This is a genomic window from Arthrobacter sp. 05L428 (assembly GCF_056397665.1).
In genome coordinates this window covers 93432-108848 of record NZ_JBFTNW010000006.1, presented here as the reverse complement: position 1 = coordinate 108848, position 15417 = coordinate 93432, and the positions used below count along the sequence as shown (strand labels likewise).

General features: G+C 68.5%; 12 protein-coding genes. 6 read left to right on the top strand and 6 right to left on the bottom strand.

Annotated elements, in window-relative coordinates:
• Positions 1-31: 31 nt before the first annotated feature.
• The 3 genes from AC1DH3_RS12355 to AC1DH3_RS12345 form a co-directional block, all read right to left on the bottom strand.
• Positions 32-469 (bottom strand): DUF1810 domain-containing protein, encoded by a 438-nt coding sequence (locus AC1DH3_RS12355; protein ID WP_476909417.1) that lies wholly within the window; start codon positions 467-469, stop codon positions 32-34.
• A 304-nt stretch (positions 470-773) separates the two neighbouring features.
• Positions 774-1310: a GNAT family N-acetyltransferase gene (locus AC1DH3_RS12350; RefSeq protein WP_441418672.1), complete on the bottom strand. Its 537-nt coding sequence runs from the start codon at positions 1308-1310 to the stop codon at positions 774-776.
• The gene (locus AC1DH3_RS12345; RefSeq protein WP_476909416.1) at positions 1294-1995 is read right to left on the bottom strand and encodes an IMPACT family protein; all 702 of its coding nucleotides are present in this window, start codon (positions 1993-1995) and stop codon (positions 1294-1296) included. The genes AC1DH3_RS12350 and AC1DH3_RS12345 overlap by 17 nt, the downstream gene beginning before the upstream one ends.
• Positions 1996-2017: 22 nt before the next feature.
• On the opposite strand from AC1DH3_RS12345, the gene coaE reads away from it, so the two are divergent.
• The 4 genes from coaE (at position 2018) to AC1DH3_RS12325 (ending at position 7984) form a co-directional block, all read left to right on the top strand.
• Positions 2018-3235 carry a dephospho-CoA kinase gene (gene coaE / locus AC1DH3_RS12340; protein WP_476909415.1) on the top strand — a complete coding sequence of 406 codons (1218 nt, stop codon included), beginning with the start codon at positions 2018-2020 and terminating at the stop codon, positions 3233-3235.
• 64 nt (positions 3236-3299) lie between these two features.
• Positions 3300-5381 (top strand): excinuclease ABC subunit UvrB, encoded by a 2082-nt coding sequence (uvrB, locus tag AC1DH3_RS12335; RefSeq protein ID WP_441418675.1) that lies wholly within the window; start codon positions 3300-3302, stop codon positions 5379-5381.
• Positions 5382-5560: 179 nt separating this feature from the next.
• A complete protein-coding gene (locus AC1DH3_RS12330) occupies positions 5561-6589 on the top strand; it encodes a TerC family protein (RefSeq protein ID WP_346958166.1) in 1029 nt (342 codons plus the stop codon).
• A gap of 111 nt (positions 6590-6700) precedes the next feature.
• Positions 6701-7984 (top strand): MFS transporter, encoded by a 1284-nt coding sequence (locus AC1DH3_RS12325; RefSeq protein ID WP_476909472.1) that lies wholly within the window; start codon positions 6701-6703, stop codon positions 7982-7984.
• A gap of 28 nt (positions 7985-8012) precedes the next feature.
• On the opposite strand, the gene AC1DH3_RS12320 is transcribed toward AC1DH3_RS12325, so the two are convergent.
• The 3 genes from AC1DH3_RS12320 to AC1DH3_RS12310 all read right to left on the bottom strand — a co-directional run bounded on the left by AC1DH3_RS12320 (position 8013) and on the right by AC1DH3_RS12310 (position 12410).
• Positions 8013-9278: an alpha/beta fold hydrolase gene (locus AC1DH3_RS12320; protein WP_476909471.1), complete on the bottom strand. Its 1266-nt coding sequence runs from the start codon at positions 9276-9278 to the stop codon at positions 8013-8015.
• Between the two features lie 64 nt (positions 9279-9342).
• Positions 9343-9843, bottom strand: coding sequence for an N-acetyltransferase family protein (locus tag AC1DH3_RS12315; protein ID WP_476909414.1), 501 nt, complete (start codon positions 9841-9843; stop codon positions 9343-9345).
• Between the two features lie 20 nt (positions 9844-9863).
• Positions 9864-12410: a DEAD/DEAH box helicase gene (locus AC1DH3_RS12310; RefSeq protein ID WP_476909413.1), complete on the bottom strand. Its 2547-nt coding sequence runs from the start codon at positions 12408-12410 to the stop codon at positions 9864-9866.
• A gap of 201 nt (positions 12411-12611) precedes the next feature.
• Between AC1DH3_RS12310 and AC1DH3_RS12305 the strand changes: the two genes are divergently transcribed.
• Complete coding sequence (locus AC1DH3_RS12305; RefSeq protein ID WP_441418678.1) at positions 12612-13391, top strand: trans-aconitate 2-methyltransferase; 780 nt, start codon at positions 12612-12614, stop codon at positions 13389-13391.
• A gap of 202 nt (positions 13392-13593) precedes the next feature.
• Positions 13594-15357, top strand: a complete 1764-nt coding sequence (locus AC1DH3_RS12300; protein WP_441418752.1) for an ABC transporter ATP-binding protein — start codon at positions 13594-13596, stop codon at positions 15355-15357.
• Positions 15358-15417: the final 60 nt, after the last annotated feature.

Here is a 15417-nt window from a genome sequence, read left to right as displayed (position 1 = left end):
CGCGGGGAGTCGGGGTGGGCGCCGCGACTGTTCAGGGCGCGGAGCTGAGGATCCGGTCCGTGGCCTCGTCGGGGACTCCGCCGAAGTACCTGTCCAGGATCTGCTGGAACACTGCTTCGTCGGGCGCGGCCCGGAGGAATAGGGTCGACGACGAGTGCAGTTTCCGTGCGTCGATGCCTCCCAAAATCTGCTCCGCGCTTCGGCCGTCGACGGCGAGGATCGCCCGGGCGCAGTCCAGCAGGCGGGCACCCAGGACCGGGTGGTTCAGGAAAGCACGTGCTTCATCCAAGGATGAAATGGCATATTTGCGTGAGGTCGGGCTCTGTCCCAGCCCGGCTATTTGCGGAAAGATGAACCACATCCAGTGGCCGTGCTTGGATCCGGCCCGGAGTTCCGCCAGCGCACCCTCATAGGTTCCCGCAGAGTCCTGGGCTTCCACGAAGCGTGAGAGGTCGAAGGGGTCGTTCACGTAGATTCTCCAAATTCGCTGTTTCACAGCCCGGTAGCTGCGCCGGCGCCGGAATGGTCTTTCGCGCCGGAACATGGCCTTTTCCTCATCCAACCACTCTTCCGGCGTCCCGGGGGAGGGCATGTCCGTTCCTGGGCACGGGCGGTGGGCATAATGGCATTATGCCCATTGCCCGGTGTGGGCGCTGGGCATGTCCCTCGGCGGGGGCGGAACCCGGGCACGTCCCCTCCCCGTGGCGGAGCGAGCTTTCTAGGGGAGCATGTCCATTCTTGGGGCCGGGGGCTGGGCATGTCCACACCCGCGGCTACCCCAGCTTGAAACGCGCGCTGACCCGCCGGCCGTCGGCTGCGAGCTCGGCACCCGCGGAACGCAGCAAGGCCTGGGCTGCGACATTCCCGGGGGTCGTTTCCGCCTCCAGCAGGTCCGCCCCGGCCGCCGCGGCCTCGGCCTTGACCAGGCGCAATGCCTCCCGGCCGATGCCGCGCCCGCGGAAGCTCCGGCCTAGCCAGATCCCGGTCTCCAATGCGCCGCCGTCCTGCGGGAACGTCCCGGGCCGGGCAGCCGGAACCCGCAGCAGCCGGATGGAACCGGCCAGCTCGCCGTCGGCCGTGATTGCCCAGGTTTTCTGCCGCGCCGGGCCGTCGAGCCCTGCCGCGGCGGCGTGGTGGTAGTCGCGGAACCAGCTGATCCGTTCGGTGTTCCAACCCTCGGCGGTCCCCAGCGGCGGGGTGACCTCGTCGGCGTCGGCGTCGTGCAGCGCCACCGCCAATAGCCGCTCCAGCACCGGGTCCGTCACGTCCACGAGCGCCACCACGGGCACCGGTTCAGTTGATGGCAACATCGATCCACTCCGTTTCTCCGGGCAGCAGCACGGCGCTTCCGGCCGAGAGGGCCGCGAGGCGATCAGCGGCCTGCGCCAGCGCAACGGGTTCGTCCGGCAGGGCCAGCCGAAGAACCGTCGTCTGCGCATCATAGCTGGTGCCGGCCATCACATACCCGGCCGCGCGCAACTCATTCTCGAGCCGGCCGGCGGAGGCGTGTGGCACCGCCACGGCACAGATCCGCAGCCGCTGGCGCCGCACCAGCGGCGCGAGCTCCAGCGCGGCGGACACCGATTCGGAGTAGGCCCGGACCAGTCCGCCCGCGCCGAGCAGGATCCCGCCGAAATAGCGGACGACGACGGCGGTCACGTCGCTGAGGTCCGTCATGCCGGGCCCGGTTTCGCGTTTCAGCAGTGCCTCCAGCATCGGGATGCCGGCCGTGCCGGAGGGTTCGCCGTCGTCGTTGGAGCGCTGCACCGCGCGGTCCGGGCCGAGGATGAAGGCCGAGCAGTGGTGCCGGGCGTCGTGGAATTCCCGGCGCAGGCCAGTGACCAGGGCGCGGGCGCTTTCCTCGTCGGCGGTGCGCTGGAGCACGGTGATGAAGCGGGAGCGTTTGATCTCCAGCTCGTGGCGGAAGCCGCCGCCAGCCGCCAGTGTGGTGTAAACGGTGGCTCTGCTTTCCGGAGAAACCGCGTCGACTGGCACTGTTTCAGTTTAGTCTGGTGGAGTGCTGAAGATCGGTTTGACGGGCGGCATCGCCTCAGGGAAGTCAGTGGTCGCGTCGCGGCTGCGCGAGCTGGGTGCCGTGCTGGTCGACGCCGACGCGCTGGCCCGCGAGGTGGTCGAGCCGGGGACGCCCGGGCTGGCGCGGGTGGTGGAAGCCTTCAGTTCCTCCATCCTGGCCCCCGACGGCGCCCTCGACCGTGCCCGCCTGGGCGCCCTCGTCTTCGGCAACCCCGAACGCCTGGCAGTGCTCAACGGCATCATCCACCCCCTCGTCAGGGAGCGCGCCGCCGCCCTCGCCGCCGGCGCCCCGAAAGGCGCAGTCGTGGTCCAGGACATCCCGCTCCTGGTCGAGACCGGCCAGGGCGCCAACTTCCATCTCGTGGTGGTGGTGGACGCCCCGGAGGACGTCCGGGTGCGGCGCATGGTTGAACACCGGAAGATGACGGTCGAAGAGGCCCGCTCCCGAATGGCCGCCCAGGCCACGCGGGAGGCCCGGTTGGCGGCTGCCGACGTCGTCCTGGACAACTCGGGCTCGAAGGAGGAACTCCGGGACGCGGTGGACCGGCTCTGGGAGCGCCGGCTGCTCCCGTTCGCGGAGAACCTGACCAAGCACCGGATGGCCCCGCGCTCCGGCGGCCCGGTGCTCAGCCCCGCCAATCCGGACTGGCCGGCCCAGGCCTCCCGGCTGGCTGCCCGTCTGCGCGCCGTTGCCCCACAGGACATCTTCGCCGTGGACCACATCGGTTCCACCGCGGTCCCGGGCCTCGAGGCCAAGGACGTGCTGGACCTGCAGCTCACCGTCCGGGACCTGGCGACGGCGGACCGACTGGAGCCGGTGCTGGCCGCGGCGGGCTACCCGCGCTGGCCGGGCATCGGCCCGGACAACCCCAAGCCCGCCCACCCCGACCCGGCCGACTGGGACAAGCGCGTGCACGGCAGCGCGGACCCCGGCCGGCCCGTGAACCTGCACATCCGGGCCGCGGGATCGCCCGGCTGGCGGTACGCTCTATGCTTCCGCGATTGGCTGCGCGACGACGCCGGGGCGCGCGCCGACTACCTTGCGGAGAAGCGCCGCGCGGCCCGGCGGCACGGCGTGGACAAGTCCACCGCGGCCTACGCCGCGGACAAGGAGGAGTGGTTCACCGCCTACGCCGCCCCGCGGATGGAAGAGTGGGCCCGGCGCACCGGCTGGCTGCCGCCGTCGTACGACGCACCCTGACCGGCGGGTACAGCCCAAAGCTGAATCAGGGCTTCCTGTCGGAGGGCGGCGGTAGATTAGTAACATGAGCCTTGCCCAGGAAATCAACCGTGTCGTGGCGCCCTTCGAGGTCATCAGCGAGTTCAAGCCCGCCGGGGACCAGCCCGCCGCGATCGCCGAACTGACCGAGCGCATCCAGAACGGCGAGAAGGATGTGGTGCTCCTCGGCGCCACCGGTACCGGTAAAAGCGCGACGACGGCGTGGCTGATCGAACAGGTGCAGCGCCCCACCCTGGTGATGGTGCAGAACAAGACCCTCGCCGCCCAGCTGGCGAACGAATTCCGCGAACTGCTGCCGAACAACGCGGTGGAGTACTTCGTTTCCTACTACGACTACTACCAGCCGGAAGCCTACGTGGCCCAGACGGACACCTTCATCGAGAAGGACTCCTCCGTCAACGAGGAAGTCGAACGGCTCCGGCACTCCGCCACGAATGCGCTGCTGACCCGGCGCGACGTGATTGTGGTTGCCACCGTTTCCTGCATCTACGGCCTCGGCACCCCGGAAGAATACATCGCCGGCATGGTGACCCTGCGCAAGGGCGCCCAGATGAACCGCGACGACCTGCTCCGGAAATTCGTCTCCATGCAGTACACCCGCAATGACATGGACTTCCACCGCGGCACGTTCCGGGTCCGGGGCGACACCGTGGAAATCATCCCGATGTACGAGGAACTCGCGATCCGGATCGAGTTCTTCGGCGACGAGATCGAGAACATCTATACCCTGCACCCGCTGACCGGAGAAGTGCTCCGGGACGAGACCGAAATGTACGTCTTCCCCGCCTCGCACTACGTCGCCGGACCGGAACGGATGGCCCGGGCGATCAAGCGGATCGAGGACGAACTCGCCGACCGCCTCAAAGTCCTGGAGAGCCAGAACAAGCTGGTCGAGGCCCAGCGGTTGCGGATGCGCACCACCTATGACCTGGAAATGATGCAGCAGATGGGATTCTGCAACGGCATCGAGAACTATTCCTCGCACATCGACGGCCGCGCCCGCGGAACCGCGCCACACTGCCTTATCGACTACTTCCCGGACGACTTCCTGCTGGTCATCGACGAATCCCACGTCACCGTGCCGCAGATCGGCGCCATGTACGAGGGCGACATGTCCCGCAAGCGGAACCTTGTGGACCACGGCTTCCGGCTGCCCTCGGCGATGGACAACCGCCCGCTCAAGTGGGACGAGTTCCAGGACCGCGTGGGCCAGACCGTCTACCTGTCCGCAACCCCGGGCAAGTACGAGCTCGGCAAGGCGGACGGCTTCGTGCAGCAAATCATCCGGCCCACCGGCCTGATCGACCCCGAGGTCATCGTCAAGCCCACCAAGGGCCAGATCGATGACCTGCTGGGCGAAATCCGCACCCGCACCGCGAAGAACGAACGCGTCCTCGTCACCACGCTGACCAAACGGATGGCCGAGGACCTCACCGACTACCTGCTGGGCCACGGCGTGAAGGTCGAGTACCTGCACTCCGACGTCGACACGCTGCGCCGCGTGGAGCTGCTCCGTGAACTGCGGATGGGCGTCTTCGACGTCCTGGTCGGCATCAACCTGCTCCGGGAGGGCCTGGACCTGCCCGAGGTGTCGCTGGTGAGCATCCTGGACGCGGATAAGGAAGGCTTCCTGCGCTCGGCGACCTCGCTGATCCAGACCATCGGCCGGGCCGCCCGTAACGTGTCCGGCCAGGTCCACATGTACGCGGACCGGATCACCGATTCGATGGCGCAGGCCATCGACGAGACCAACCGCCGCCGCGCCATCCAGGTGGCCTACAACACGGAAAAGGGCATCGACCCGCAGCCGCTGCGCAAGAAGATCGCCGATATCACCGACCAGCTGGCCAAGGAGGACGCGGACACCCGCGAACTGCTGGCCAGCGCGGGCAAGGCGCGCGGCAAGGGCAAGGGCGGCTCCAAGGTCCGCGCCGACGGCCTCGCGGCCGCCCCGGCCGAGGACCTGGTGGGCCTGATCGAACAGCTGACCGAGCAGATGCACGCCGCCGCCGGCGAGCTGCAGTTCGAGCTCGCCGCCAGGCTGCGCGACGAGGTCGGGGATCTCAAGAAGGAGCTGCGCCAGATGCAGTCGGCCGGGCACGCCTAGGGTAAAGTGGATCAGACGTAGGGGAGTATCCCAAGCGCTACGATCGTCAACACGCACGGCACAGATGCCCTGCCGGGCGTAGCGGGCAGCGAATCGGCACCTGATGGCGACAGCCACGGTGCGGCAGCTTAGCCGGAGAGACTTACACCGCTTAGTTGTACCCTGCGAAAGGTATCTTCGTGCCCGAACTTCCCGTCTGGTTCGAGATCGGCTCCTTCGTCGTTCTCGGAATCATCCTCGCCATCGATCTGCTCCTGGTGCTGAAGCGGCCGCATGAACCCTCCATGAAGGAAGCCGGCCTGTGGGTCTCCTTCTACATTGCGCTGGCTTTGGTCTTCGCCGGAGCCATGTTCCTCTTCACCGGCCCGGAGTATGGCGGCCAGTTCATCGCCGGCTGGGTGACGGAGTACAGCCTCAGCATCGACAACCTGTTTGTCTTCATCATCATCATGGCGCGCTTCTCGGTACCCCGTAAGTACCAGCAGGAAGTGCTCATGGTCGGCATCATCATCGCCTTGATCCTGCGCGGCATCTTCATCCTGCTCGGCGCGATCGTGATCGAGCAGTTCAGCTGGGTCTTCTACATCTTCGGCGCCTTCCTGCTGTGGACCGCCTGGAAGCAGGCCCAGGACGAAGGCGAGGACGAGGAAGATAAGGAAAACCCGCTGATCGCCCGGATCCGCCGGATCCTGCCGATGTCCGAGAAGTTCGACGGCGGCAAGCTGCGCACCGAAGTCGACGGCAAGAAGGTCTTCACTCCGATGCTGATCGTCTTCGTGACCATCGGCATGACCGACCTGCTCTTCGCGGTGGACTCCATCCCGGCCATCTTCGGCCTCACCCAGAGCGCGTTCATCGTCTTCACCGCCAACATCTTCGCCCTGATGGGTCTGCGCCAGCTCTACTTCCTGCTCGGCGGCCTGATGAACCGGCTCATCTACCTCAAGCACGCGCTCTCGGTCATCCTCGCCTTCATCGGCGTCAAACTGGTGCTGCACGCCATGCACGTCAACGAACTTCCCTTCATCAACGGCGGCAAGCACATCGAATGGGCCCCCGAAATCCCGACCTACGTTTCGCTCGGGGTGATCATCGGCACCATCATCATCGCGGTCGTCGCCAGCCTGGTCAGCTCCAAGGCGTCGAAGGCCAAGCTGGATGCCCGGCTCGAAGAGGACTCGCGCAAGAGTCTCACCGACGCCGAGTAGCGCCCCCGGCGGCCCTGCACGGGCTAAGCTCGGAGCGTGAAAAGCTTTGACGCCGCGACGGCGGCCGGTACGGCGCTGCACCCGCAACGGGTGCAGCGCCGTACCGTTGTGATGCTCAGTGCCGCCCAGTTGCTCAGCGGCGTCGGCGGCGGCGCCAGCCTTTCCGTCGGCTCGCTGCTGGCCGTCCAGCTCTCCGGCTCGAACGCCTGGGCGGGCTCGGTCACCACCACCATGACGCTCGCCGCCGCGCTGACCGCGCTGCCGCTTGCCGGGCTGGCCGGCCGGCGGGGACGCCGGGCAGCCCTCGTGACCGGGCTCCTGTCCGCCATGAGCGGCGCTGTGCTGGTGATCCTGGCGACCGTCACCGCCTTCTTCCCGTTGCTGCTGCTGGGCGCCGCCATGCTGGGCCTCGGCACGGCGGCCAACCTGCAGGCCCGCTTCGCCGCCGTCGACCTCGCAGAGCCGGAACACCGCGGACGGTCCCTCGCGATCGTGGTGTGGGCCGTGACCGTCGGCGCCGTGGCCGGGCCGAACCTCATCCAGCCCGGCGCGCTGGTGGGGCAGGCCCTCGGCCTGCCGCCGATTTCCGGGCCGTTCGTGTTCTCGACCGCCGGACTGGCCCTCGCCGCCTTGCTGCTGTTCATCGGGCTGCGCCCGGATCCGCTGCTGCTGGCTGCCCGGATCCGCACAGTGGACGAGGAGCCGGCGAAAGGGACAGCGACAACCCGGGGCAAGCATGCCTTGCGCAACGGACTGCGCGCGGTCCGTTCCTCCCCGCGCGCCCGGCTGGCGCTGCTCGCCGTCGTCGCGGCGCACGGCTGCATGGCCGCCGTGATGTCCATGACGCCGCTGCATCTGCAACTGCTCACCGAGGGCCCGATGGCCGGTCACGCCGCGGAGCACGCCCACACCGCCGGCACGGACGTCTTCGTGCTGATCGGCTTCACGATCTCGCTGCACATCGCCGGCATGTACGCCCTCTCACCGGTGATGGGCTGGCTCACCGACCGGGTCGGCCGGCTCCCGGTGATCCTGCTGGGCCACGGGCTGATCCTGCTCGCCGTCTGCGTCGCGGGCTTCGGCCAGGCGCAGCCGGCCCTGGTCACCGTCGGACTGGTGCTGCTGGGGCTGGGCTGGTCGGCGGCCACCATCGCCGGTTCCACTCTGCTCGCGGAGAGTGTCGCGGTCGGCGAGCGGGTCCTCGTGCAGGGCGTGTCGGACACCCTGATGGGCGTCGCGGGCGCTGTTGGCTCGGGCTTCGCCGGTCTCGTGATGAGCGGAATCGGCTACGAGGGATTGAACCTCGTGGCGGCCGTCGTGGCTGCCGCGGTCCTGGCCGTGGTCTTCCAGGCGGCGGCGCGGTCACGCCGCAACCCGGAGCCTGCCGGGGCCTGAACCCCCGGCCGGGTAGCCCCGGACGCCGTCAGGCGCGCGTCGCGCGGGCCATGCCGAGCAGCCGGCCGAAGATCGCCTCGCCGTCGTCGGCGATGCCGTCGTGGTGGAACTCAGCGGACTCCCACACCTGCAGGCCGCGCACGGCAGCTGCAGTCTCCAGCGACAGGTCCCGGTCCACGTAGATGTCGTCGGTGTACACGGCCGCGGCCACCGGAATGTTGTTCAGGGCCAGCCGCTCGGGGTCGTAGAGCGGTTTCCAGTCGTCCTTCTCGGCGAGCAGCTGCGCCACGGTGCGGAGCGGACGGAGGGCCGGATCCTGTTCGAAGTACCAGGGATAGACCATCTCGCCGGTTAGCAGCGGGGCGGCGGCGTCCGGGCGGAACTCCGGGAAGTCCTGGAGCACCCGCAGTGCCGCCCAGTCGGTGGCCTCGCCCTGGCCGTAGATGGATTCGTGCATGAGGGCGTACAGCGGGTTCGACGCGCGGGAGACAAGCCCGCGGACCTGCTCCAGGAAGCCGTCGGAGAGCCGATCGCCGTCGGGGGTGCTGACGAAGGCATCCTCCAGCAGGTGGTGCAGCCCGTCCACCCGGGTGTTGCCGCCCAGGTAGGAACCCACCATCTGGAAGCGCTCCACGGTGAGCCTGCTGCCGTCGGGCAGGTACTCCTCGAAGTCGCGGAGGTGCCCGGCGATGCGGCTGACCAACTCCCGGTCCTGCGGGTACCAGCCGAAGTATTCGGCGTTGCGCGCTGTCACGCGGCGGAAGGTTGCCTGGTAGACCCGGTCCGCGGGGCCGGTCAGGGGCGCGAGACCGCCGGTGATCAGCGCCTCGCGCAGCCCCTCGGGGGCGAAGGACAGGTAGCTCAGCGCGCAGAAGCCGCCGTAGCTCTGCCCGTAGATAGTCCAGGGCGCGGCGCCGAGGGTCCGCCGGATCGCCTCCGCGTCCGCCACAATCGAGTCGGCGCGGAAGTGCTCGAGGTACTGCGCCTGGTCCCGGTCGCTCCCCCGCAGCGGGAGGGTCTTGCGGTCGATGGGGGAGGAGAGCCCGGTGCCGCGCTGGTCCAGCATCAGGATGCGGAAGTCCTTCGCCGCGGCCTTGCTCCAGCCGCCCAGCGCGGGGAAGCGGTTGCCGCGGCCGCCGGGACCGCCCTGCAGGTACAGCAGCCACGGCAGTTCCGCGGCGGCCTCCTCGCTGTGGTCCGCGGAGACGTATTCCCGGGCGAAGACGGTGATCGTTTCGCCGTCGGCGCCGAAGTGGTCCAGCGGTACTTCAAAGTAATGTTCCGCGGTGCGCATGCCGCGGTAGTCGTGCCTGGCCTTGACGATGTGCGGGACGGAGGCTGTCTGAGTCGACGCTGTGTCAGCCACGGGCGTTAGCCGTCCGGGCGCCGGCGAATGCCTCCAAGGCGTCGCCGGTGAGCCGGAAGGTGGACCATTCGTCCATCGGGCCCGCGCCGAGGTTCTTGTAGAAGGCGATCGAGGGCTCGTTCCAGTCCAGCACGCTCCACTCCACCCGGGCGTAGCCGCGCTCCACGGCGGTGGCGGCCAGGTGCTGCAGCAGTGCCTTGCCGTGGCCGGCGCCGCGGGCTTCCGGCATGACGTAGAGATCCTCGAGGTAGATCCCGTGCACGCCTTCCCAGGTGGAGTAGTTCAGGAACCACAAAGCGAAGCCCTGGACGTCGCCGGCCTCATTCTCGGCCATGGTCGCGTACACGCGCGGGTTCTCGCCGAACAGCACCTGCGTGAGCATCTCGGGGGTGTTCCGGACGGCGTCCGGCTCCTTTTCGTAGATGGCCAGGTCATGGATCATCTGCAGGATGGCGGGAACGTCGTGGGCGGTGGCCGGGCGGATTACACTCATGGTCGCCAGTTTACTAGCGGCTACAGGCGGTTCACGTCGATCACGCGCACGACGGCGGTGCCGGTTTCGTCCGAGGCGGCCAGGTCCACCTCGGCGGAGATGCCCCAGTCATGGTTGCGGGCCGGGTCGTCGAAGATCTGCCGGACCTTCCAGACGCCCGGCTCCTCGGTGATGATCAGCAGGCCCGGACCGCGTGCGTCCGGGCCGGTGCCGATGTCCTCGTGCTCCTCGAAGTAGTCGTCCAGCGCGTCCTCCCAGCGCTCCGCATCCCAGCCGGAGCCGGCGTCGAGTTCGCCCAGCGCGGTGGCGGCCTCGTCCGCGAACAGTTCCACCCGGCGGAACATTTCGTTGCGGACCATCACCCGGAAGGCGCGGATATTGGAGGTCAGCGACGGCGGCGGGGGCGGCGGGGCGTCGTGCCGGGTCGGGGCGGCGCCGGAGGTGAGTTCCTCCCATTCGTCCAGCAGGCTTGAGTCCACCTGGCGGACCAACTCGCCGAGCCACGCGATCAGGTCCTCAAGGTCCTCGCGCAGCGCGTCCTGCGGCACCGTCTGCCGGAGTGCCTTGAAGCCGTCAGCCAGGTAGCGCAGCACAATGCCCTCGGAACGGGCCAGGCCGTAGAACTGCACGAATTCGCCGAAGTTCATTGCCCGTTCGTACATGTCCCGGATCACGGACTTGGGGGCGAGTTCGAAGTCGCCGATCCACGGCGCCGCCTTGCGGTACACGTCGAACGCCTCGCCGAGGATCTCCGCGAGCGGCTGCGGGTAGGTAACCTCCTCGAGCATGGCCATGCGCTGGTCGTACTCGATCCCGTCGGCCTTCATCGCGGCAATCGCCTCCCCGCGGGCCTTCTTCTGCTGCGCGGACAGGATCTGCCGCGGCTTCTCCAGCGTCGACTCGATCACCGAGACGACGTCGAGGGCATACGACGGCGACTCCGGATCCAGCAGCTCCAGGGCCGCCAGGGCGAAGGGGGAGAGCGGCTGGTTCAGGGCGAAGTTCGCCTGCAGGTGGACCGTGAGCCGGACGCTGCGGCCGTCCGGGCCTTGTTCCGCGGGCGGGATGCGTTCGACGACGCCGGCGGCCAGCAGCTCGCGGTAGATGCCCAGCGCTCTTTTCATCAGCTGCAGCTGCGCGGCGCGCGTCTCGTGGTTTTCGGTCAACAGGCGGCGCGCGGCCTTGAACGGGTCGCCGGGGCGTTCCATCAGGTTCATCAGCATCGCGTGGGTGACGGTGAAGCTGGAGCCCAGCGGGTCCGGCACGGAATCCACCAGCCGCTTGTAGGTGGGTTCGCCCCAGGACACAAACCCCTCCGGCGGCTTCTTCTTGACGACCTGGCGCAGCTTCTTCTGGTCGTCGCCGAACTTCGCCGTGGCCTTGGCCGTCGCCTTGACGTTCTCGATCACATGCTCGGGCGCCTGGACCACCACCGTCCCGGCGGTGTCATAGCCGGCCCGGCCCGCCCGGCCCGCGATCTGGTGGAACTCACGCGAATTCAGCAGGCGGGTGCGGACGCCGTCGTACTTGCTCAGCGCGGTCAGGAGCACGGTGCGGATGGGAACGTTGATGCCGACGCCCAGAGTGTCCGTGCCGCAGATGACCTTGAGCAGACCGGCCTGGGCCAGCTGTTCGACGAGCCGGCGGTACTTGGGCAGCATGCCGGCGTGGTGCACGCCGATGCCGTGCCGGACCAGCCGGTTGAGGGTCTTGCCGAAGCCCGCGGCGAAGCGGAAGCCGGCGATCAGCTCGGCGATCTTGTCCTTTTCCTCGCGGGTGCAGACGTTGATGCTCATCAGGTTCTGGGCCCGGTCGATCGCCTCGAGCTGGCTGAAGTGCACCACGTAAACCGGCACCTGCTTGGTGGAGAGCAGCTCCTCCAAGGTCTCGTGCACGGGGGTCTGCTGGTAGTAGAAGTGCAGCGGAATGGGCCGTTCCGCGGAGCTGACGGTCGTCGTCTGGCGTCCGGTCAGCTCGGTGATGCCCTCCTCGAAGCGGCTCACGTCGCCGAGCGTGGCGGACATCAGCAGGAACTGGGCCTGCGGGAGTTCCAGCAGCGGCACCTGCCAGGCCCAGCCGCGCTGCGGATCGGAGTAGAAGTGGAACTCGTCCATGATCACCGCGCCAAGCTCCGCGGCGGATCCCTCGCGCAGGGCGATGTTCGCCAGGATTTCCGCGGTGCAGCAGATGATGGGCGCGTCCTGGTTGACGCCGGAATCGCCGGTGATCATGCCGACGTTTTCGGCGCCGAAGATCTCGCACAGGGCGAAGAATTTCTCCGAGACGAGGGCCTTGATCGGTGCGGTGTAATAGCTGCGCGCCCCGCGGGCCATGGCCTGGAAGTGCGCCGCGATCGCCACCAGCGACTTGCCCGAACCGGTGGGGGTCGCCAGGATGACGTTGGCGCCTGCGGCCAGCTCCATGATGGCCTCGTCCTGGGCGGTGTAAAGGGCCAGGCCGCGGCTCTCCGTCCATTCGACGAACCGGGTGTAGAGCTCATCCGGATCGAGCCCGCTCCTGCCGGGAACTCGGGCGGCCGGGGCGGGGAGCTGATCAACAAGTTTCATTGCTTTCCAGCTTAGTGGCCCGCGGCGCGGCCGGCTGCCTGCCTCCGGGGTGGCATCCCGCGGCCAGACACCCGGGCCGGAAACCCGGGCCGACACCCGGCCCGACACCCGGGCCGGCATCCCGCGGTGCGGCGGCGGCGCCCCGGGGCCGCTGCCGGGTTAGGCTTCGGCTGACGGCCCGAGCGGTGAAGCGAGGAATGCATGAAGTGGGATCCAGCCAAGTACGTGCAGTTCGGCGACTATCGGGACCGGCCGTTCTTCGACTTGACCGCCCGCATCCACGCCGAGGCTCCGCGGCATGTCGTCGACCTTGGCTGCGGACCGGGAAGCCTGACCGCCACGCTGGCGGCGCGCTGGCCCGGCGCCGCGGTGCAGGGGCTGGACTCCTCCGCCGAAATGCTCGCGAAGTCAGCCCCCTTCGCAGCCGCGGCGGACAACCTTTCCTTTGGCCTGGCGGACATCGCCGCGTGGATGCCCGCGCCGGATACCGACGTCGTCGTCACCAACGCCGCCCTGCAGTGGGTGCCCGGGCATCGGGAGCTGCTGCCCCGCTGGCTTGGGGCGCTGCGTCCGGGAGCATGGTTTGCGCTCCAGGTGCCGGGCAATTTCAACGCCCCCTCGCACACCCTCATGCGGACGCTCGCCGATTCGGATGAGTGGTCCGCCCGACTGGCCGGAGTGCTGCGGCATAACGACGTGGTGGGCGAGCCTGCGGATTACCTCGAACTGATGCTCGACGCCGGCTGCGATGCCGACGCCTGGGAGACCACGTACCTCCAGCTCCTGCCGGGCGCCGATCCGGTGCTTGAGTGGGTGCGGGGGACTGGCCTGCGCCCGGTGCTGGCCGCGCTCACGCCGGAAGAGGCCGCCCGGTTCGAGCGGGACTACGCGCGGCTGCTGAACGAGGCTTACCCGCCGGGCGGCCACGGAACGGTTTTCCCCTTCCGGAGGGTCTTCGCCGTGGGCCGCAAGCGGAGCTGAGAGGGTGCCGGACCTGCCGCCGCCCGGGGGTGCACGGTGCGAACCCTTCCGCCGGCCGGGCTCTTTGACGAATGTGACACGCCGTGTGACAACAAGCGGCATGTGATGGGGCTTACAATGACAAGGCGGTCTGGGGGCGGCCGCGGTCTGGTCCGATTCCGAGCCCTGTTCTAGTGATGGAGGTTCGGTGCTATTTAGCCTGATGGGGCGCCTGCTCGTCGCCCACAGGATGACCGTTCTGGCCATCATTTGCCTGCAGCTCGTGCAGACCACCGCCAACCTGATGCTTCCGACGCTCAACGCTGCCATTATCGACGACGGCATTGTCGCCGGCGACACGCCCGTGATCCTGCGCCTGGGAGCCTGGATGGCGGTAGTTGCTGCCCTCCAGGTCGGTGCCGCCATCGCCGCAGGCTACCTCGGCGCCATCGTCGCCATGCGCGTGGGGCGGGAGTTGCGCGAGGAGCTTTTTGCCAAGGTGCAGACCTTTTCCTCCCAGGAGGTCGGCGTGTTCGGGGCGCCCAGCCTGGTCACCAGGGCCACCAATGACGTCACGCAGATCCAGAACCTCACCGTCCTGGTCTTCACCATGCTCGTCGCCGCGCCCGCCAGCTTCATCGGCGGCATCGTCCTCGCGGTGCGCCAGGACCTGCCGCTGTCCGGGATTGTGGTGGCCGTGATCCCGGTTCTCGCGGGACTCATGCTGCTGATTGTGCGCCGGCTGATTCCGCTGTACCGGCGCGGCCAGGGACTCATCGACCGGATCAGCCGGGTCCTGCGCGAACAGATCATTGGCGCCAACGTTATCCGCGGCTTTGTCCGGCAGGAGCATGAAATCCGGCGCTTCGATGCGGCCAACAGGGACCTCACCAGGAACAACCTCGACTCTGCGCTGCTGGTTGCCGGCATGAATCCAATGATCATGGTGGTGGTTAACCTGTCCTCCGTCGCGGTGGTCTGGTTCGGCGGCCACCGGATCCAGTCCGGACAGATGCGCCTCGGCGCGCTGACCGCGTTTATCGCCTACATCCTGCAGATCCTGATCGCCATCATGATGGCCATGTACGTCTTCACGACGGCCCCGCGGGCCGCTGCCTGCGCGGAGCGCATCCAGGAAGTCCTGGACACCGAACCGTCCATCGGCGATCCGGAGCCGGGCCCGGCACCGGCGAAGCTACCGCCCCCGGAACGGCCGCCTGGTTCGGGTCGCGGACCCGTCACTGAAGGCACCGTGGAGTTCCACGACGTCGAATTCGCCTATCCCGGCGCCGAAGCCCCGGTCCTCACCGGGGTTACGTTCACGGCCGCTCCCGGAACCACGACGGCGGTCATCGGCGCCACGGGAAGCGGCAAGACCACGCTGCTGAATCTGCTGCCGCGCTTCCTTGACCCGACGGCGGGCAGCATCAGCATCGGCGGCCGCGGGACCCGATCGCTGCCGCTTGCTGAGCTGCGCGGACTGATCTCCGTGGTGCCGCAGCATTCCTATCTCTTCTCCGGGACCCTCGCGGAGAACCTGCGCGTGGGCGGCCCGGACGCGACTGATGCGGAACTGTGGCAGGCCTTGGGGACCGCCCAGGCGGGCGACTTTGTCCGCGACCTCCCGGGCGGCCTCGAGGCGCCGGTCAGCCAGGGCGGCACAAACTTTTCCGGCGGGCAGCGCCAGCGCCTGTGCATCGCGCGGGCACTCCTCCGGCCCGCGCCCGTCTACCTCTTCGACGACAGTTTCTCCGCCCTTGATTACGGCACCGACGAGAGGCTACGCGCCGCCCTGGAACCGGCGCTGCGGGCGGCCACCGTCCTGGTGGTGGCGGAACGCGTGTCCACGATCGAGAAGGCGGACCTGATCCTCGTGCTCGAGGACGGCCGGCTGGTGGCCAAAGGCACCCACCAGGAACTGATGGAGTCGTCGCGGGCCTACCAGGAGATCGCCGCCTCCCAACTGGTGCTGGAGGAAACTCCGTGAGCGCGGATGTCGCCGCGCGGGGCGGAACGGCTGCAAGCAAATGGCGGACGGCCGGAAGGC

What these genes read in the sequence shown, in the direction of transcription:
- AC1DH3_RS12350 (WP_441418672.1), bottom strand. Translation starts at nt 1,310, where the DNA reads ATGTTGCCATCAACTGAACCGGTGCCCGTGGTGGCGCTCGTGGACGTG.
- uvrB (WP_441418675.1), top strand. Translation starts at nt 3,300, where the DNA reads ATGAGCCTTGCCCAGGAAATCAACCGTGTCGTGGCGCCCTTCGAGGTC.
- AC1DH3_RS12325 (WP_476909472.1), top strand. Translation starts at nt 6,701, where the DNA reads ATGCTCAGTGCCGCCCAGTTGCTCAGCGGCGTCGGCGGCGGCGCCAGC.
- AC1DH3_RS12320 (WP_476909471.1), bottom strand. Translation starts at nt 9,278, where the DNA reads ATGCGCACCGCGGAACATTACTTTGAAGTACCGCTGGACCACTTCGGC.
- AC1DH3_RS12315 (WP_476909414.1), bottom strand. Translation starts at nt 9,843, where the DNA reads ATGAGTGTAATCCGCCCGGCCACCGCCCACGACGTTCCCGCCATCCTG.
- AC1DH3_RS12310 (WP_476909413.1), bottom strand. Translation starts at nt 12,410, where the DNA reads ATGAAACTTGTTGATCAGCTCCCCGCCCCGGCCGCCCGAGTTCCCGGC.
- AC1DH3_RS12305 (WP_441418678.1), top strand. Translation starts at nt 12,612, where the DNA reads ATGAAGTGGGATCCAGCCAAGTACGTGCAGTTCGGCGACTATCGGGAC.
- AC1DH3_RS12300 (WP_441418752.1), top strand. Translation starts at nt 13,594, where the DNA reads ATGGGGCGCCTGCTCGTCGCCCACAGGATGACCGTTCTGGCCATCATT.